16 protein-coding genes are annotated in these 17,943 nt (G+C 61.9%); 9 read left to right on the top strand and 7 right to left on the bottom strand.

Translation table 11 applies throughout. The features are described 5' to 3' along the window. Positions 1 to 96: 96 nt before the first annotated feature. Positions 97 to 1,122, bottom strand: a complete 1,026-nt coding sequence (locus NMAG_RS09130) for a replication factor C small subunit (RefSeq protein ID WP_004267542.1) — start codon at positions 1,120 to 1,122, stop codon at positions 97 to 99. A gap of 200 nt (positions 1,123 to 1,322) precedes the next feature. Here NMAG_RS09130 and NMAG_RS09135 point away from each other — a divergent pair, with 200 nt between their 5' ends. Further along, a complete protein-coding gene (locus NMAG_RS09135) occupies positions 1,323 to 2,423 on the top strand; it encodes a bactofilin family protein (protein ID WP_004267541.1) in 1,101 nt (366 codons plus the stop codon). On the opposite strand, the gene NMAG_RS09140 is transcribed toward NMAG_RS09135, so the two are convergent. Next, entirely contained in the window at positions 2,417 to 4,189 is a 1,773-nt protein-coding gene (locus NMAG_RS09140) for a zinc ribbon domain-containing protein (protein WP_012996601.1), read from the bottom strand. The genes NMAG_RS09135 and NMAG_RS09140 overlap by 7 nt on opposite strands. Beyond that, complete coding sequence (locus NMAG_RS09145; protein ID WP_012996602.1) at positions 4,182 to 4,808, bottom strand: IS607-like element ISNma20 family transposase; 627 nt, start codon at positions 4,806 to 4,808, stop codon at positions 4,182 to 4,184. The genes NMAG_RS09140 and NMAG_RS09145 overlap by 8 nt, the downstream gene beginning before the upstream one ends. A gap of 290 nt (positions 4,809 to 5,098) precedes the next feature. Between NMAG_RS09145 and samp2 the strand changes: the two genes are divergently transcribed. Continuing rightward, positions 5,099 to 5,362: a ubiquitin-like small modifier protein SAMP2 gene (gene samp2 / locus NMAG_RS09150; RefSeq protein WP_004267538.1), complete on the top strand. Its 264-nt coding sequence runs from the start codon at positions 5,099 to 5,101 to the stop codon at positions 5,360 to 5,362. A 47-nt stretch (positions 5,363 to 5,409) separates the two neighbouring features. Here samp2 and ilvA read toward each other — a convergent pair whose 3' ends face one another. After that, positions 5,410 to 6,645, bottom strand: a complete 1,236-nt coding sequence (gene ilvA, locus NMAG_RS09155) for a threonine ammonia-lyase (protein WP_004267537.1) — start codon at positions 6,643 to 6,645, stop codon at positions 5,410 to 5,412. A 208-nt stretch (positions 6,646 to 6,853) separates the two neighbouring features. Between ilvA and NMAG_RS09160 the strand changes: the two genes are divergently transcribed. Then, a complete protein-coding gene (locus NMAG_RS09160; RefSeq protein WP_012996603.1) occupies positions 6,854 to 7,609 on the top strand; it encodes a GNAT family N-acetyltransferase in 756 nt (251 codons plus the stop codon). A gap of 102 nt (positions 7,610 to 7,711) precedes the next feature. Next, positions 7,712 to 8,293, top strand: coding sequence for an SHOCT domain-containing protein (locus tag NMAG_RS09165; RefSeq protein WP_004267535.1), 582 nt, complete (start codon positions 7,712 to 7,714; stop codon positions 8,291 to 8,293). A 104-nt stretch (positions 8,294 to 8,397) separates the two neighbouring features. Here NMAG_RS09165 and NMAG_RS09170 read toward each other — a convergent pair whose 3' ends face one another. Continuing rightward, positions 8,398 to 10,770: an ATP-dependent DNA helicase gene (locus tag NMAG_RS09170; RefSeq protein WP_004267534.1), complete on the bottom strand. Its 2,373-nt coding sequence runs from the start codon at positions 10,768 to 10,770 to the stop codon at positions 8,398 to 8,400. A gap of 134 nt (positions 10,771 to 10,904) precedes the next feature. On the opposite strand from NMAG_RS09170, the gene NMAG_RS09175 reads away from it, so the two are divergent. Then, on the top strand, positions 10,905 to 11,720 hold the full coding sequence (locus NMAG_RS09175) for a hypothetical protein (protein WP_004267533.1): 816 nt from the start codon (positions 10,905 to 10,907) through the stop codon (positions 11,718 to 11,720). 3 nt (positions 11,721 to 11,723) lie between these two features. Here NMAG_RS09175 and NMAG_RS09180 read toward each other — a convergent pair whose 3' ends face one another. Then, on the bottom strand, positions 11,724 to 12,740 hold the full coding sequence (locus tag NMAG_RS09180) for a CPBP family intramembrane glutamic endopeptidase (RefSeq protein ID WP_004267532.1): 1,017 nt from the start codon (positions 12,738 to 12,740) through the stop codon (positions 11,724 to 11,726). Positions 12,741 to 12,919: 179 nt separating this feature from the next. On the opposite strand from NMAG_RS09180, the gene NMAG_RS09185 reads away from it, so the two are divergent. Both NMAG_RS09185 and NMAG_RS22075 read left to right on the top strand, forming a co-directional pair. Continuing rightward, positions 12,920 to 13,513 (top strand): DUF1684 domain-containing protein, encoded by a 594-nt coding sequence (locus NMAG_RS09185; RefSeq protein WP_004267531.1) that lies wholly within the window; start codon positions 12,920 to 12,922, stop codon positions 13,511 to 13,513. Between the two features lie 26 nt (positions 13,514 to 13,539). Continuing rightward, positions 13,540 to 13,716 (top strand): hypothetical protein, encoded by a 177-nt coding sequence (locus NMAG_RS22075; protein ID WP_191219357.1) that lies wholly within the window; start codon positions 13,540 to 13,542, stop codon positions 13,714 to 13,716. Positions 13,717 to 13,899: 183 nt separating this feature from the next. On the opposite strand, the gene NMAG_RS09190 is transcribed toward NMAG_RS22075, so the two are convergent. Beyond that, positions 13,900 to 14,580, bottom strand: coding sequence for a class I SAM-dependent methyltransferase (locus tag NMAG_RS09190; RefSeq protein ID WP_004267530.1), 681 nt, complete (start codon positions 14,578 to 14,580; stop codon positions 13,900 to 13,902). Positions 14,581 to 14,862: 282 nt separating this feature from the next. Here NMAG_RS09190 and NMAG_RS09195 point away from each other — a divergent pair, with 282 nt between their 5' ends. Both NMAG_RS09195 and NMAG_RS09200 read left to right on the top strand, forming a co-directional pair. Next, positions 14,863 to 16,026, top strand: coding sequence for an extracellular solute-binding protein (locus NMAG_RS09195; RefSeq protein WP_237076778.1), 1,164 nt, complete (start codon positions 14,863 to 14,865; stop codon positions 16,024 to 16,026). 267 nt (positions 16,027 to 16,293) lie between these two features. Further along, entirely contained in the window at positions 16,294 to 17,916 is a 1,623-nt protein-coding gene (locus NMAG_RS09200) for an ABC transporter permease (protein WP_004267528.1), read from the top strand. Positions 17,917 to 17,943 lie beyond the last annotated feature (27 nt).

Raw genomic sequence — 17,943 nt, forward strand, 5'->3', positions numbered from 1 at the left:
GGTGACCGCAACCCGTCGACGTCTGCCGTCGACCCTCGTCCTCGCCTTTGGACGTTTCTGAGGCGATCAAAAACGAATCGAAACGAAAAGCCGTCGTTACTGGTTCTCAAGCGCCAGCGACGCCAACATCGCCTCGAGTTGCAGTCGCTCGTTCGCCCCCTCCGTGATCCGGAAGTCGACCTCACCGAGGCGTTCGAGTAGCCGAACCGTTTCCTGCTCCGGAATGTCGAACTCCCAGGCCGAACGGTGGAGCTGGTCGATTACGTCGCCGCCCGCAAGGCCGCGGTCAGTGAGGAGGTCCTCGAGTGACGCCCGTGCGGCGGTGAAGTCGCCGGCGATGGCCTGCTCAACCATCTCCTCGACCTCTTCGGGCCGTGCGGTCGCGGTAATCGCGAAGACAGTTTCCTCGTCGACGGTTTCGCCCATCACGGCCGCAGCCTGCAGGGCGTTGATCGCCTTTCGCATGTCGCCGTCGGCCGCATAGACCAGCGCGTCGACGCCGTCGTCGGTGACCTCAATGTCCTGGTCGGCGGCGATCTCGCGGACCTGGGCCTCGATAGCGGTTTCGGTGAGCTGCGTAAAGCGGAACACTGCGCATCGAGACTGGATCGGATCGATGATCTGACTCGAGTAGTTACACGAGAGGATGAAACGAGTGTTGTTCGAGAACTGCTCCATCGTACGACGCAGGGCGGACTGGGCGTCGGAAGTGAGTGCGTCGGCCTCGTCCAGGAAGATGATGCGGTGGTCGTAGCCGCCGAAGGAGGCACGCGCGAAATCCTTGATGCGGTCGCGGACGACGTCGATGCCGCGCTGGTCGGAGGCGTTGAGTTCGAGGAAGTTCTCGCGCCAGTCGTCGTCGTAGACCTCGCGGGCGATGGCCTGTGCGGCGGTCGTCTTCCCAGTACCGGCCGGCCCCGCGAACATGAGATGGGGCAGGTCGTCCTGTTCGACGTAGCGCTGGAGGCGCGGAACGATGTTCTCGTGGCCCTTGATCTCGTCCAGATACTCCGGCCGATACTTCTCGATCCAGACCTCGGTCCGACCGGCAGTCGACTCGGCGACCTCGGTGTCGGTATCGGTCTCGGCCTCAGTCGCGCCGTCGGCGTCGGCGTCGCTCATACCGGGTCAAGGAACGGGCCGAAGATAAATCGACCGAACGATGGTGCGCGACGGGTCCCTGGCAGCGAATCAGCGGACACTGTGACCCTGATCGGTGCGCGATCCGGTCGACACGTCTGGTCACCAATCGTCCCAGAAACGAACTGGTCCAGACGTTTACCGAATGACAGGTTTTTCACCACCCACGGAAAAGAGATAGTATGGGAGAAACTACCAAAGAGAGGTCGAGGCGCTCAACCGCGTTCGTCCTCCTCGTCGTCCTCCTCGTCGGCTGTGCTGCGTTCTCGGCACCCGTCGCCGCACAGTCCGAGACGCGTACCGGCGGGACCATCACGATCGGTCCCGACGAGACTGTCGGTAGTCTCAACGCCTTCGGTGGCACCGTCGTCGTCGAGGGAACGGTCACCGGAGATGTTAGCGCCGCCGCGGGCGACGTTCGAATCGATGGTGACGTCGGCGGCGACGTCGAGGCCGGCGCCGGAAGCGTCATGATCACCGGTGACGTCGGCGGCGACGTCAACGCCGCAACTGGTGGACTGGAAATCGCCGAGGGCGCAACGATCGGTGGCAGCCTCGCCGCCGGCGCGGGGAGTGTGACTATCGACGGAACGATCGACGGCGACGCCGAACTCGGAGCCGAAACGACGACTCTCGGCGAGGAGGCCGCCATCGCCGGCGATCTGCGCTACGGCGGCGACCTTCAGGGAAACACTGACGCCGTCGCAGGCGAAATCGAGTACGACTCCACGCTCGGCGGCGAGTGGACTCCAACGTTCGAGCCAATCAGTTCGCTGCTCGCCTCGGCGTACATCCTCGCGCTAAATCTGCTCCTGGGAGCCGCGCTGCTCGCCATCTTCCCGCGATTCTCCGATTCCGTGGCGGGCCAGGTTTCTCAGAAGCCAGTCCGTTCCGGCCTGGTTGGGCTCGGCGTGCTCATCGGCGTTCCGCTCTTGCTGATCGCACTCGCGATCACGATCGTTGGCATCCCGTTCTCGCTCGTCGGTGGCCTTCTGTTCGCGCTGATCATCTGGATCGGGATCATCTACGGTCGGTTCGCTGTCGCGGCGTGGCTCCTCTCTGCCGGCGGGGTCGATAACCGGTGGCTCGCCCTCGTCGTCGGACTGGTCGGCGGCGCGCTGCTCGCGCAGATCCCCTGGATCGGCGGACTGCTGAATTTCCTGTTCTTCCTGCTCGGGCTCGGTGCGCTCGCTCTCGCACTGGTCCAGCACCGGCGAACGAGTCGCGAGCAGCGCCACGAGCAAGAGCCACAGCCGTACTCCCACCGTTCCAATTTTCAGTAGCTTTCAGTAGGACACCGTAAGAAACGGGTACACTGTTGGACGACTGGGCCGCGTCCATCACTCCCATCCGCATTCGACTCGGGCAAGGCGACAGCGGGTGCTATGACAGCCGACCCACCACCAGTGGTCGCCGCTGCCTGTTCAGGTTCGTAGGCGACGATGCCAGATCCGAACGTGAGTCGCGTGCCAGCGTCAGAACTCGCTTCTGACGAGGATCGCAGTCCATCGGACTGCTCACCAGCGGAACGGCCAGCTAGCACGATTTCAGAATCCCCCGTGTAGGAGGACGTGAAACCGTGGTCTAGCTCGTCCGTCTCGCTGAAGAACACGCGAGCTACGTTCAGTGTCCCGATGTAGTCCCGGTCGCCCTCGAACCCACACCGTGCGTTGTCACACCGGAAGTGCCCGCCCCACCAGTGTTCTTCGTGGTGGTTGGGTGACTTGCAGGTGTGGCCGGTTGAGCCACACCGGGGACACGACCGACTTGTTCCCTGTGGATAGACTCGCTCAACAGCGAGACCGGCACACTCTGCCCGATATTCGATTTTTTCGATGATGTCCCGCCGCGCCCACGACGACAATTCCCACGACAACGTGCCTTCGTCACTCGGCGGGGAGAGCGACCGCAAGTCCTCGTGGACGATGGCGTCTACGTCGTAGGCGAGTGCAAGTGCGAGAACTTGGTTTGCGACGTCGTGTGTTAGTTGATCGCGCTTGTGCTGGATCTTGCTGTTCACTCGCTCGTACTCACTGTGGATGTGGGCGAACTCGTCAGTATGCGAGCGAGCGCCACGGCGCAACGCGGCAAGGCGGTCGTTCAGGCGGGTACGTTCGCGGTGGAGTCGTCGCATCTTCTCGCGGTCTGTGAACTGGATGAACTGTGGCGTGGATCGTTGCTCGCCATCGTCTGTGGCCACCACGACAGTCATGTCTTTTCGCATCCCGGCGTCGAGCGCCAGTACGCAGTCTGTGCCGTCAGTCGTCTCCGCGTGGTCGACTTCGACGGGGAAGGACAGTTCGTAATAGGTGTCACCGGTCTTTCGGCGAGCGGGCTGAAACTCGGGAGCCGAGAGATCGCCGTGAGCGAGGAGGTCATGAAACGCCTCGTAGCCGTCACGCTCGTACTCCGTCCACGACCAGTCACCTCGTGTCTCCGGCGACAGCGTGTCCGGTGTCTTGAGGCGAATGGTCAGCGTCTCACTGTCGGCGTCATACTGGTATTTGACGGCTTGGCCGCTCGTTGGGCCGTCGTCCGCAGAAAACGGTAGCACGCCGCTATCGTACTCTGGACAGTCCTGCAGTTCGAAATACGTGGCAGGATGCGTGCCATGACGGTCGCAGTAGCTGGTGAGTTGGTCGATGAGGATGTCCACGTATCCCGACGAGAGGTAGTCACCGTCATCCCAGAGTTGTTCTTTGATGCGACGACGGTGGATGCGTCGGATTTTGTGGTCGGGCAACACGCTTTGGATGGACTGAAAGGCGTCTCGGCGGTCGGCGTGACTCCGGAGCGTTTCCCCGACTTTCTGCAAGATGCACCGTCGAAACCGCGAGGGGAGATACAGGTCGAGTTCTTCGAACGGTTCGTGTTCATCGAAGTATTTCCACGCCTGATGCGATGCGTCGGCAATGCCGCTCAGATGGACTGGTGTCCAGTGGTCTTCGAGGACATGGTTGGCGACACGACGGGTGAGTGTTGCCAGTCGCTTGAATCGTTTGTCGTCCTCATCTGGGAGGTGAATCGGGAGCGAGAGGTGGTCACTCATCGGGTTTTACCTCTGATTCGACGGTATTGACGACCTGTTGTTTTTTCGATGAGCGCATCCCGTAGAGTTTGCCGCTGAAGCTGGCGACGAGCTTGATAAGGTCGTCAACGAGTTCTTCCTGTGCAGATTTGTCCGTCTCGTCTTCGATGACGGTGACTGTGACACCGTAGCAGTCGAAATACCGTTTGAGATACGAGAACCCAAAACGAGTGAGTCTATCTTCGTAGGTGACGAGAATGCGTCCGTAGTCGGCTTCCTGTAGGTCATCGAGGAGGGAGTTGAGGCCACGGCGGTCTTCGTTGAGGCCACTGCCAACGTCGGTATAGGTGTTTTCGACGCTCCAGCCGTGGTCGTGAGCGTAGTCTGTGAGTCGCTCAAGTTGGTGGTCGAGGTCGCCGTTATCTTTCTGCCCGTGACTGGAGACGCGAGCGTAGAGTACAACACGGTCTGTCGGACGAGTATCGCCAGCAAGTCGGCGAAGTTCTCGATGTGGTATTCGTCGTTCACCGCCGGGTGTTCGGGTATAGTCGAGATCGTCGTTGCGACACCAGCGTTTGACGGTCTGGGGGTGAACACCGAGTTCGTCTGCGAACTCGCCAATCGAGTCCGACCGCGGCATTCTGATATTACTGGTTACTACTGGTAGATACTTATAGATACTGAATTCTGTAACAGTTACATTACCCCGGCCCGCAGCGCGACCAACGGCGCCGAAGCGATCCGGACGGTCGTGACGGCTTCGATCAGGACGACCCAACAACGGACTAGCGAGACACGGGATCGCACCGTCCCGTTTGGGGAGCGCGACGGTCACGGACAACAAACGACGTACGACGAACGACGTACGACGTACAACAAACAACGAACAACAGACGACGTACTCAAGTTTCACCCGCCACAACACCGACTATGCGCGTCACCGTCGACGTCAAGGGCGAGGAGACACACGAGATTTCGCTCACAGACCTCCGCGAAGGGAACGGTGGCGACTCGAGTGCAGACACGACTGCAGACAAAGCGGACAAACCGACGTACGCCGACCTCCTTCGAGAGATCGACCTGAGTCCACACGAGGTGAGCGTGCTGATCGACGGGCGGCCAGTGCCGGAGGATCAGCCGGTCGAGAGCGAGCAGGTGACGGTGTTGCGGTTGATTAAGGGTGGAAGTCGGTAGCCGGAGCCGGTAGCTGATAGTCAACAGCACTGCAAAACGACCGCCCCTCAAGCGTTGACGTGCGTCACCTCGTAGCCGTGATCACGAATCGATCGGATGATTGCTCGTGCCTGTCCCGCGCCGCTGGTCTCGATCTGGAAGTCGAGGTGTGCCTCGCCGACGTCGAGTTCCGGTGCCGAGCGGTCGTGGCGAACCGTCTGAATGTTGGCGTTATGGTCGGCGATCACGCCCGAAATTTCCTCCATCTTGCCGGACTGATCGTCGATCCGCACGCGAAGCCGCAGCAGTTGTTCCCGATCGGAGAGCGCGTGGACGAGCACCGTCTGGAGCATCGTCATATCGAGGTTCCCACCACAGAGTAGGGCCATCACCGTCTCGCCCTCCACGTCGAGTTCGTCGCTGATAATCGCTGCAACCGAGGCCGCGCCAGCCCCCTCGACGACCTGCTTTGCACGCTCTAACAGGAGCAAAATCGCTCGTGCAATTTCGCCGTCGGTCACCGTTACTACGTCGTCGACGTGCTCCTCGATGAGCGAGAGCGTCAACTCCGAGACGCCGCCGGTGGCGATACCGTCCGCGATCGTGTTCACCGACTCGAGTGAGATCGGCGTTCCCTTCTGGAGGCTATCGGGAACAGTGGCCGCGTCGGTCGCCTGCACACCCACGACGCGCGTCTCGGGCGACCGCTCGGCGAACGCGGTTGCGATGCCAGCGATGAGGCCGCCGCCACCGATCGGGACGACGACGGTGTCCACCTCCGGCAGATCCTCGTACATCTCGAGACCAAGGGTGCCCTGGCCGGCGACGATCGCCGGGTCGTCGTAGGCGTGGACGAACTCGGCGTCGGTGCCGGAAACGAGGTCTTCCGCGAAGTCCATGGCCTCGCGGAAGTCGGTGCCGACGAGTTCGACATCCGCGCCGTATCCTCTCGTCGCGTCGACCTTCGCCTGTGGTGCGGTGCGGGGCATGACGATGGTCGAGTCGATACCGAGGTTCGTCGCGGCGAGTGCGACACCCTGGGCGTGGTTGCCCGCGCTCGCGGCGACGACGCGCTCGGTTTCGTCCTCGGTGACACACTGGGCGATTTTGTTGTACGCGCCGCGAGTTTTGAACGAGCCCGTCCACTGGAGGTGCTCCATCTTGAGGAACACCTCGCCACCGGTCAGTTCGTCGAGCGACGTGCTCCGCTCGATGGGCGTTCGCTTGACGACCGACTCGTCGTCGAACCGGTCGCGAGCGGCCTCGATATCGGAAACGTCGACGGATCCTGAATATTGCGCCATTGTACAACGTTAAGTGTCACATCCCAGCAATCGCGAATAATAGTTCGGGTTGCACGTCAGAATTGGTGGTCCTCGGGTTGTACGCCGAACCTTGTGGTCCGGGCCGAATCCACGATCACAGCACAGTACAGCAAAGCACAGCACAGTACCGACGACCACGAATCCAGCAACCAACGCACTGTTGACGCCCGACGGCGAACACGACCACATGGTCGGTGACACCCACGTCCGCACCGCCACAGCCGCGGACGAACTCGAGATCCGTCGCATTCTCGACGCCGCGATGCTCACGTTCGAGAACCTCGAGGAACGACTCGCAGCGGGAGACGTACTCGTTGCCGGCGACCAACAGGGTGGTTCGACTGACCCCGGCCACACTCCAGAATCCGAGGACTCCAGCGCGCGGGCCGACGAACGAATTCTCGGCACGCTAGTTCTGGCTCCGGTTCCACCCGAAACGGACGGGTGCAGGACTGGAGCAAAAGGGGCTAACAGGCCAGACGAGCCCACAGAACCGGTCCGCGAGAGCACACATATCGCTGCAATCGCCGTCCGGCGACGCCACCGCGGGCAGGGAATCGGACGTGCGCTCGTCGCGCACGTACTCGAGTCCGAGCCCCAGTCCCAGACCGAACCCGAGTCCCAGTCCCAGTCCCAGTCCCAGTCACAGTCTGAATCCGAGTCTGGATCCGACCTCGAGCGACGAGTGACGGCACACTTCGACGCGGCTGTGCGGCCCTTTTACGAGTCACTCGGGTTTGCGATCGAGCCGCTCGAGGCAGCCCAGGCAGCCGAGTCGGCCGAATCAGTCGGGCACGACAACGCAACCGGAGCTGATCGGTTCCGTGGCATCGCCGTCGCCACCGACGACGAATCGGATATCGATACCGACAGCGAAACCGACACCAACACCAACACCAACACCGACAACGACAGCGAAACCGACCCGGCAACTGGTCAATAGTACTCGAGTTCATCGAGCCCAGTCAAGCGGAGCCGACGCCACCGAGTCCAGCACCTGTGAAAAACAGTTGGAACTAATACATCGGATCGCTGTCGTAACGGTATGGCTCCCCGTCGACCCGGTTCGAACTCGCGTCGTCGAGAGTGGCACGCGCTCGTCGAACACTACACACCGAATGGAACTCTTGGTCGGTGGCTTCTCGGTGCACCGACCGGGATGGTTGGACTCTGGCTGCTACCGGTCGCTCTCTTCGCAGTTCCAAGCGTTTTGATACCGGCATTACTCGGTGCATCAGTTGCGATGTTGCTGTTCGCCGTACTGATGCTCTGGCCCATCTACCTCTCGCTCATCGGGAACGTGGAGTCGACGGACGCGTACGCGAAGTCAGTAACCGGTGAGTCGAAATCGACGGGGGCCACGTCCGTCAGTGGTTCGACCACGGGACACACTTCGCCACCAACCGGAACAACGGCGGGGGGAACTCGTTCTCGCTCAACTCGAGACCCGACCCACTCGGAGTCCAACTCGAGTGATCCCTTCGAAGAACTCAAGCGGCAGTACACAGCCGGCGAGATCAGCGAGGAGGAGTTCGAGCGACGAGTCGAGGCACAACTCGGCGACGATACCGAGGCCAGCACAGACCGAGCGAGCGATGGCGACACCGAACTCACCGACCGTCGCTGAGCACTCGGCCTGACCACCTGAACCAAGCGTCCTGAGCAGTCGGCCTGGCCACCCGAGCGAACCGTTTTGAACAGTCGCCGAACACACCAAACTGGCGTCGCTGATCAGGACAGCTTCGACCGGAACCGATCCAGTCCGAACTCGAGCATGTCCGGACTCACGGTCTGGAACTCGTCGTCGTCCGGGAGGAAGGGAACGACGGAGTCCCAGCTATCGCGGGCGTATCGCTCGTCCAACAGCACACGGACGCCCGTATCCTCGGGCGAGCGGATCACCCGACCAATCGCCTGCCGGGCCTTCCGAACCGCAGGAATCGTCAGCGCATAGGTGAAGCCATCGCCGAAGGCATCGTCGTAGGCTCGGCGCACCGCTTTCGTCCGCGGACTCGAGGTGTTGACGATCGGAACACCACAGACAACCGCCGCGGAGAGGCGGTCGCCGCTGTAGTCGACGCCTTCCGTCAGCGTCCCGCGGAGACTCGTCACGAGCACCTTCCCGTCGCCCGCGAAAAATTCGCTCTTGAGTGACTCCGTCGCCTCGTCGTCGCTCGAGGCGTCGCGAAGCACGGGTTTCGAGAGGCGGTCCTCGAGTACCCCGGCGATCCACTCGGCCTCGGCGTAGCTCGGCATGCCGACGAGTACGTTGCCGGGAAGGCGGCCAACCTGCGTGATGGCGTCGGCGTAGTGGGTTCGCGTCGGATTCTCGTCACCGGTTCTGCCGCGGTTGTCGTACGTGAACTTCGGTGCAGCGACTGCGAAGCTCTCGCGGTTCTCCTCGGGGAAGTGGAGGCCGTAGCGGCGTTCGACGACCGGTCGATCCTCCTCGCGGGCGAGGTACTCGAGTCCCGTGACCTCGGTGAAGGCGTCCATCGGCTCCAGCGTCGCGCTCATCAGAATGCCGCCGCCGAAGGACGCGAGACGGTCACCGATGGCGTCGCTGGGGACGCAGTTGTGCAGCGCGATGCGAGCGGTGTAGGCCCGTCGCCAGGAGTCCGGCGGCTCCGTGTCGTTCCAGGTGCGCTCGAGTTCGATCTCGCGGAAGTATTCCGTGTGTCCGCAACGGTACCACTCGCCCAACACGCGGCCGACAGCGGGTGCGGCCCGCGTTCGGTCCTCGTCTTCGGCCTCGTTTAAAATTCGTGCGGCGACAGCACCGACGGCCTCGACGCGGACCCAGTCGGCGTCGCCGTAGCCCGCCTCTCTTGCCCACTCCGAGAGTTCGTCTTCGGCCGGCTCACCGGGGTCTCGGAGTGGAATCTCTTCGTCAGGGAGGTCGGTGAGATCCGACTTCCACCCCCTGTGTTTCCGGTCGAGATGAGCAGTCACGCGGCGGTCGAGTTCGTCTCTGAGATCACGGATGAACTCGAGTGTTCGGTTGAGTTCCTCGTAGGTGACGTCGCTGTCCTGGAGTTCGGCGCGGACGAGGTCGGCGTCGGCGGTCTGGGAGCCGCCGGTTGCCTGGCGGCCCTCGCGTTCGAACTTGATAGGCTGGATAACGCGCGAGAGTTCGGTTTCGGCGTCTCGAAGCGTGGTGTCGGCGACCCCGTCGCTGACGAGGTCGCGCACGCGCGGTTCAAGCATGTGAGCCTCGTCGCAGACGACGAACGTGGAGTCGTCGAGCAGCGCGCCGGTGAACGAACCGGTCGTTCGCGGGTCGAACGCGTGGTAGTAGTTTCCGATGACGACCTCGGTGTGGGCGAGCGCAGCGCCCATGACCGAGTGTGGACAGGTGCCGTTGCGGACTGAGCGCGCGACGAGGTCCTCGGGTGTGATCATCCCCGCATCGGTGAGGTCGTAGGGGACCGCTTCGACTGCATCACCATCACTGCCCTCGTCCGGCAGGTCGTCCAGGTACTGCGCGTAGAACGGACAGAACTCGGTCTCGGCGCTCACCGCCCCGCCGTCGGAGTAGGTCGGCATCTCCGGCGGGTAGGCGGCCGTCTCGCCGGCAGTCTCGAGGAACCGCCCCATGGAACCGGAGCGGCCGCTGTCGGCGAGCCCCGTCTGCTGCTGGCGTGCGTTCGCGGTCAGCGCGGCGGCGGTCGTCTCGCCGCCCTCGCCAGTCAGGTCACGCGTTCGGTCCCGAAGGGTCTCACACCGGTCGTAGACGTTGCCGTCGTCGATGTCGCCCGCATTGGCCCGGTTGTACGGGCAGACATCGGCCTTCCCGACGAGTGTGAGCCCCGAAACTGGGTCCCAGTCGTCCGGCAGGTTCTCGTTGATCGTCTCGAGATCCGCTTCGAACTGGCGCAGTTGCTGCTTGACGCTGGTGAGGACGAAGACGCGCTCGTAGTCGGTGTCCGGGTCGCGCACGAGGTCAATGCCAGCGGTGAGTGCGATCATCGTCTTTCCCGTCCCGCAGGCTCCTTCGATGACCGTGTATCCACCGTCACGGGCCGCGTCGGCGGCGGTTTCGATGCCGTCGACCTGCTCGTCGTAGGGCTCGGCGTGACCGAAGATCGGTCGCCAGTCCGTCATTCTTCCCGTACTCATGGTCGGGTGGTCAAAGCGTTGACGGACCACTCTCGGTGCGGGATCGGATATAAACCTCCGGGCGGCGAGTCGTGTCAGTTCACAATATTTTTCTATCGCGACGAGAGGCAGAGAACGTAATGCCCCTCCCCGACCCTGGTGTCGATTCCCCGTTCTACCGCGATCTCGTGGTCTTCCTGCTCGCAGTCTGTTTACTCACCAGTCCGTTTCTGGTTGCAACCGTTCACATCGGCGAGCCCGCCCACGAATTCGACCGCGCGGCAGTGACGACCAACGACAGTGCGATCGAATACGCCGACGAAGACGAAGACGAAGACGAAGACGACGTTCCGTTCCTGACACCAATCAGTGAGGACATCGACTGCGCCGGCTGGGCTGGCGACCTGCGAGCCTGTGCACTCGAGGAGCAGGTACTCGACGGACAGCCAGTGCCAGCCGGAATGTGGACGGGCGAAGCGGGACACACGCCGGTTTCCACGCCGTATCTGTCGGGGTACTACCGATACATCCAACTCGACGGGCAGGTGTACGAGCCCGCGTACGAAACGAACGCATCGGAACAGCGAAACGGGATGCACAGGGTCGAACTGGCCCTCGAACCCGCGGACCCAGACGACGCGCTACAGCGAGTCTCGGTTGACGTAACCGACGAGGATCTCCATCCGACCGTCGCCGAAACCGCACGAGAGGGGGCAACGACCACTCGCGCCGCTGTTGATGTCCCGGAGACACCGATCGAACTCGAGGACGGGACTCACTACCGGGTGTACGAGAGCCAGCAGGTCGACGAGTCGCCGTGGGACTCGAGTTCGCTCGCGTTCGCGCTGCGATACGTCGTGCCGCTGATCGGCATCGCGATGCTCGTGTCGCTATCTCGTCGGATCGAGGTGTCCTACGTCGGTGGAAAAGGAGAGAAGTCTGAGCGCGACGAATAGCGACTATCGATCGCTGGTGTAGTCGTCAGAGTCTGGTTCTGTCCCAGTGCTGTGCACGGAGTTGTCGGTGTCGACGTCGCCATGTTCGGTGCCAGCATGGTCGGTGTCCGGATCCTCGACGAGTGCCCACTCGCGCGTGAGCGACGGCGTTCCGCGGACCGCGATGGCGACCGCGGCGAGTCCGAAGACCGCGATGCCGACCGCGCCAACCGGGTTGACCACGAGTTCAGAACCACCCTGCGCGAAGACGATCAACGTCGTCCCGAAGGCGTTGAACACGCCGTGGAGGATCGACGGCGCGATGACCGATTTGGCCTGAACGGTGACGTAGGTGTACACCGGCGACATCGCGATGCAGGCCGCGGTCATGACACCGACGCCGACGAGCGGATCCGTCGTCGGATAGTTGTACCCCTCGAGGATCACCGGCGCGTGCCAGAGCCCCCAGACGACGCCGATCACGGTCGACGCTGGCCAGAACCCGTACGGCGACAGCTCTGTCAGGAAGACGCCGCGCCAGCCAAACTCCTCACCAAACGCGAGTATGGCGTTGATCGTCGCCCCGGCGATGAGCGCGGCGACGATCGTCACGAGCAGGTTGAGCGGCCAATCCGGCAGCGACGGCCCCTCGGGCTGGTCTGCGGGATCGGCCGGTGCGAACTCCGTTCCCTCACCCGTGAACGGGTTCGCGTCGGGGACGAACTCGACGCCGGGCAGCGCGAGCGCGATGGCGATGCCGAGCAGGACGAGCGCGATCGGGACGATTGCGGCGATCGCAAGCCAGCGCACTCGCTCCCACGGGAACCGAAGGCCAGCAGCCTCGAACGACGGCGAGCCAACCACGCAGGTAGCGATTCCGGCGAGCATTGGCGTGAACATGTACGCGGGCGCGAGCGCGACCATGCTTACACCGAGGAGTTGCGAAACGAGCACGAACGCCCCCGAGAGCACGACGAGCGAGCCGAGAAAGACGACAAGCGGTCGGCGACCGGGAACACTGTCACGCTCGGTCACGGCCACCCCTCCTGTGCCTGTGTCGAATCGTCGGCATGCTGTAACATGGCTGAACTGTACGTCCCGTACGAATAAGTATTACACCGTCTGTCCTGGTTGGAAACAGCGTCGACAGGGACCACAACACGACCCAGGGGATCAACCTGGAACACAACACACACCCGTCACCACCCCCAACACCACCCATGAGCGACACGAGCGATTCGGCCGACAACGTCGATACCGAGCAGTGGCGCGTCGAACTCGAGGAGAAGCGCGCAGAGAAAAACGAGTTCTTCGCCAGCCACCCCCAGTCACCCGTCCCACCCGAGGAGCGCGATGCGTTCGAGGCACTCGAGTACTTCGACCCAGATCCGGACTACCGCGTCACCGCGACTGCGGAGGTCCACGACGACCCCGAAGTTGTGCTCATGGACACGACGACGGGCCGCGAGATGCGATACCTGCGCGTGGCGACACTCGAGTTCGACCTCGAGCGCACGGACGAGGAACTCGAGGATGTCAGTACGTCGCTTGCAGCGTACCAACTCGAGAGTCCGAATCAGGAGCCGTACTTCATTCCGTTCCGGGACAAGACGACGGGCCAGCAGACCTACGAAGGCGGGCGGTACATGGAGCTGGCGGCGGATCGTGATCTCGAGACGGGTGACGAGCTGGTCGTCGATTTCAACCTGGCGTACACGCCGTTCTGTGCGTTCAGCGAGACGTACGACTGTCCGCTCCCGCCGAAGGAGAACTGGCTCGACGTGACGATTCCGGCGGGCGAGCGGTTCGAGTAGACGAGAAGGCGACTGGCGATTTTGTGGTGGCTGACGGTTTTGTGGTGGCTGACGGTTTTGTGGTGGCTGACGGTTTTGCGGTGGCTGACGGTTTTGCGGTGGCTGACGGTTTTGCGGTGGCTGACGGTTTTGCGGTGGCTGACGGTTTTGCGGTGGCTGACGGTTTTGCGGTGGCTGACGGTTTTGCGGTGGCTGAGAGTTAGCTGGACAACACGAGCAGGCACGTTTCCACTGGAACGGAAGCACTGTTTCCAGCGTGCTGGTGGGGTGAGACTGACCTCGAGTGGAAATAGAGGGGTTTGAGTATGATTGGCTGTGGTTGCCGACGGTAGTGATCGCAGTCGCGTCAGGTATCGCGAGTATGGCGGTAATGACAACGACAGCAATTACGGTGCGACGCCAACAGTGAGCAACGTCCCGAACTCGCGGTAGCGTTCGACCATCTCCGCGCGGGTGTCCCAGTTCTCCGTCGGGAACTCGGCTTCGGCGGGAATCGTGATCTCGCGGTCCGGAATGGTGTCTTGTTCGGCGACGTGGAGTCCGGCGTCGCGGAAGGCTTCGCGGTACTGGTCGCGGTCCCAGCGAGTCATCTCGATCGAGATCTTCTCCTGCCACGCGTGGGAGTGGACGTTCTCTTCGTAGTAGTTGACCGCACAGTAGAACGTTCCACCGGGGCGAAGCACACGGGCGATTTCGGCGAGTGTTTCGTGGGGGGCAGCAGCGTAGTAGAACGCCTCCATCGACCAGACGTGATCGATCGTGTCGTCACCGAAGGGAAGCGAGCCGAAGTCGCCGACGACGTACGAAACCTGCGGGTCCTGCGTGTAGCCCGCGGCGTTGTGGGCCATTTCGGGTGAGCCGTCGAGCCCGTAGATTCGTCCTGCATCCTTGGTGTCCCGGAGCGCGCGGCCGGCGTAGCCGCTCCCACAGCCGAGGTCGAGGACGGTATCGCCGGCCTCCACCGGCATTCGTGCCAGCGCGTGCTTTGCCGTGTGCCAGTGGCGCTCTTCCATCCCTCGGTCACGACCGCTCGTCGCCCAGTCGTCGAACTCCTCGCGTACGCTCATACCGGATGCGTCGGCCTCCGTGAGCAAAACCGGTTCGACTTTCGACTCGAGTAGAGCGCGAAACGACGCGCCCGATGTCGCGAGCCGATGGCAGCTGGGTGGACTGACCGACAGGTACTTTAGGATGGCCTAAAAAGGTGTGATCGGAGAGGTTTAGGCTGGCCGAAATACCGTGGGCATCGGTTTCGGTCGGATGGATAGCGAACGCTGTCCCCTCCTCTCGTCCGTTCTATCGCAACTAATCGGTAGGTATAAGTGTTTTAGGTCGGCCTAAAACTAAGTATGCAACAGCGAAGCAGCGATCAGATGAGTCGGGTTGGTCGACGAACGTATCTTGCCGCCGCAGGCGGTGCTGTAGCCGGCCTCGCTGGACTCGCGGGCTGCCTGGGTGACGGCGGAGACAGCACGCCGATCGCAGAGGTCGACCCGATGACACAGGGTGTCAATTCGGGTACGCTATCCTGGGACGACCTCGGTGACCTCGAGGGTGAAATCAGCATCTACTCCGGCCGAACGCCAGATCAGATCTCCGGCGTCTTCGAAGCCCTCGAACAGGAGTACGACGATCTCACCGTCAGCGTCGACTGGGACGACAACGATACGCAAGTCAACCAGATCCTCGAAGAGGAGACCCACCCGGCAGACCTCATGTACTCACAGGACCCCGGTGCACTGAACGCACTTCACGAGGATGGATCCTTACAGGAACTCCCTGCGGACGTTCTCGATGCTGTCCCTAACAGCTACCAGCACAACGACGGATACTGGACTGGCGTAACCGGGCGGACTCGTTCGATTCAGTACAACAGTGACCGACTGGACGAAACCGACTTCGATAGCTGGGACGAGCTGCCGACAGATATTACGGAGTACGCAACCGACGAACGATTCGAGGACATCATTTCGACTCGACCGAACTCCGGAACGTTCCGCGGATTCATCCAGGCGATGGTCGAACGGAAGGGCGAAGAAGAGACCCGCGAGTGGGTTCGACAGATGGCCGACGATCAGAACACACACCTCTTCGAAGGTGGCTCCGACCAGGCGGAGGCGATAAACAGAGGTGGCGACGACGACCCGATCATCGGCCTCGGAAACAGCTACTACGCTGCTCGTATCCTCAACGAGGATTCCGACGCACCAATTCGGACCACGTTCACCGAAAACGACGCTGGGTGTCTATTCAGCGTCGCCGGTGTCGGTGTCCTCGACCAGGTCGGAGACGCCGAACTCGTCGCGGAGTTCGTCCGACACCTGCTCGCAGAGGAGGGCCAGGAACTCATGATGGAAGACAACGGCGAGTACCCAGTCGTCGAAGATATCGAGTACGTCGGCCCGCTTCCAGACCTCGACGAAATCAACCCGCCAGAGTTCGACCTCAGCGGCTTCGACATGGACCTGCAGGAAGCAGGCGACCTCATCGAAGACGAAGGGATGTTCTCGTAACGACTGAGTTGTTCGAGTGATCTCAGGTCGACCCGGAACCCCAACCCAACTCCAACCCGAAACCGAACCGGAACCCCAACCCCAACCCGAACCAGAACACTTCCCTCATCTGTTTTTGTGGGAACATGCGTCTGCATTGCCACACGGTGGGACGCTTCGGAGGATTTAGGAGCACCTAACTCAAAGCGACCAACCAGATTCGCGCCGCCGCCGACCTGCTCGGATCAGAGACCGGAGGCGACAGACGATCGACGACACCCGACTATAATGAAACCACTTACGGACTATCTCGATCTCTCACAGCAGTTTCCCCTGACCCGCCAACAACTCCGAGAGACCGATCGATCCACGGCTGCATTGGTGCTCTCGAGTGCCATCGTCGCCTTCCTGGTCATGTCCCCGATGCTCTGGTTGGTCTTTCGGGCGACTGAGGTTGACCCCGCTCGTGCCTACAGCCTCATTGTCTCCTCGCAGACCGGCTGGATTACGCTCAACAGCATCGTTCTCATGGCAATCGTGATGCTGTGTTCGATTCTCCTCGGGGTTCCACTTGCCGTCTTGACGACCCGAACGGACCTTCCCTACCCCCGCTTCTGGACTATCGTGGCCGCACTCCCGCTCGTCATCCCCAGTTACATCGGTGCGATCGCGTTCGTGGGTATGTTCGGCTCTGGCGGTGAGATCGACTCGGTTCTCGGAACCACGATCCCCGCTATCGACGGACTCTCCGGATCGATATTCATCATCACGCTGTATACGTATCCCTACGTGTTTCTGACGACCCGAGCGGCGCTGCTGTCGATGGATAGTTCGATCGTCGACGCCGCCCGAACGCTGAATGCCGGACCGTTCGAGGCGTTCAAACGGGTCACCTTCCCCCAGATCAGACCCGGGATCGCCGCCGGCGCACTGCTCGCCGGACTTTACGCAATTTCGGACTTCGGAACACCGGCGTTCATGGGTGCAAACGTCTTTACAAGTCGAATCTACTGGGAAACCACTGGCTTCGGTCGTGAATACGCTGCTTTGCTCGCACTACAACTGATAGCGATCGTTGCCGTCGTCCTAGTCATCGAGGCCGGAATCGGACGTGACGAAGACGCTACCAGCAGTGGCGACGGTGAGGGGAGTACAATTCGACTCGGAAACTGGAAGTGGCCCGCAATGGGATTCGTCTCACTCCTTGGCACGCTCACCCTCGTCATCCCCGTTGCGATCTTTACCCGCTGGCTCTTCCGCAGCGAAGGCGATCGAATCCCAGCCTACGAGTTCCAACTCGAGTTCGCGTTCAACTCGGTCTACCTCGCGCTGTTAGCCGCACTCGTCGCATGTCTGTTTGCACTGCCGGTCGCCTACTACTCCGGTCGAGTGAACTCGCTCACCTCACGGATTCTCGAACGAGCAACCTACGTTGGATTCGCCGTCCCCGGCGTCGTCATCGGACTTGCACTGGTGTTCCTCGGTAACAGGATGCTTCCGTCGCTGTACAGACAGGGCGTCTGGCTGCTGGTTTTCGCGTACGTCGTCCGCTTTCTCCCACAGGCGGTTGGGACCATTCGGTCGTCGGTGCTACAGGTCGACGAGAAAACGATCGAGGCCGCCCGGACGCTCAACGCCGGTCGACTCGAGACGTTCCGTCGCGTGACCCTGCCGCTGATCATGCCCGGTGTTGTCGCCGGCAGCGTCCTCGTCTTCTTGACGACGATGAAGGAATTGCCGGTTACGCTGATGCTCAGACCGATTGGGATGGAGACGCTCGTCAGCCTGATCTGGAACGCACAGGATTCACTTGCCTACCGCTATGCGGCCGTTCCCGCGTTGTTGCTCATCCTTATTTCGGGGCTCTCGATGCTGATCTTGCTCCGACAGGAAGGTGGCAAGCTCAGCTAGCTGTTGCGCTGGCACTCATACGATCAC

Origin of the sequence: Natrialba magadii ATCC 43099, from assembly GCF_000025625.1 — an archaeon.
GTDB lineage: Archaea > Halobacteriota > Halobacteria > Halobacteriales > Natrialbaceae > Natrialba > Natrialba magadii.

Coding starts and splice junctions, on each gene's coding strand:
- NMAG_RS09130 (WP_004267542.1), bottom strand. CDS start 1,122: ATGAGCGACGCCGACGCCGACGGCGCGACTGAGGCCGAGACCGATACC.
- NMAG_RS09135 (WP_004267541.1), top strand. CDS start 1,323: ATGGGAGAAACTACCAAAGAGAGGTCGAGGCGCTCAACCGCGTTCGTC.
- NMAG_RS09140 (WP_012996601.1), bottom strand. CDS start 4,189: ATGAGTGACCACCTCTCGCTCCCGATTCACCTCCCAGATGAGGACGAC.
- NMAG_RS09145 (WP_012996602.1), bottom strand. CDS start 4,808: ATGCCGCGGTCGGACTCGATTGGCGAGTTCGCAGACGAACTCGGTGTT.
- samp2 (WP_004267538.1), top strand. CDS start 5,099: ATGCGCGTCACCGTCGACGTCAAGGGCGAGGAGACACACGAGATTTCG.
- ilvA (WP_004267537.1), bottom strand. CDS start 6,645: ATGGCGCAATATTCAGGATCCGTCGACGTTTCCGATATCGAGGCCGCT.
- NMAG_RS09160 (WP_012996603.1), top strand. CDS start 6,854: ATGGTCGGTGACACCCACGTCCGCACCGCCACAGCCGCGGACGAACTC.
- NMAG_RS09165 (WP_004267535.1), top strand. CDS start 7,712: ATGGCTCCCCGTCGACCCGGTTCGAACTCGCGTCGTCGAGAGTGGCAC.
- NMAG_RS09170 (WP_004267534.1), bottom strand. CDS start 10,770: ATGACGGACTGGCGACCGATCTTCGGTCACGCCGAGCCCTACGACGAG.
- NMAG_RS09175 (WP_004267533.1), top strand. CDS start 10,905: ATGCCCCTCCCCGACCCTGGTGTCGATTCCCCGTTCTACCGCGATCTC.
- NMAG_RS09185 (WP_004267531.1), top strand. CDS start 12,920: ATGAGCGACACGAGCGATTCGGCCGACAACGTCGATACCGAGCAGTGG.
- NMAG_RS09190 (WP_004267530.1), bottom strand. CDS start 14,580: ATGAGCGTACGCGAGGAGTTCGACGACTGGGCGACGAGCGGTCGTGAC.
- NMAG_RS09195 (WP_237076778.1), top strand. CDS start 14,863: ATGCAACAGCGAAGCAGCGATCAGATGAGTCGGGTTGGTCGACGAACG.
- NMAG_RS09200 (WP_004267528.1), top strand. CDS start 16,294: ATGAAACCACTTACGGACTATCTCGATCTCTCACAGCAGTTTCCCCTG.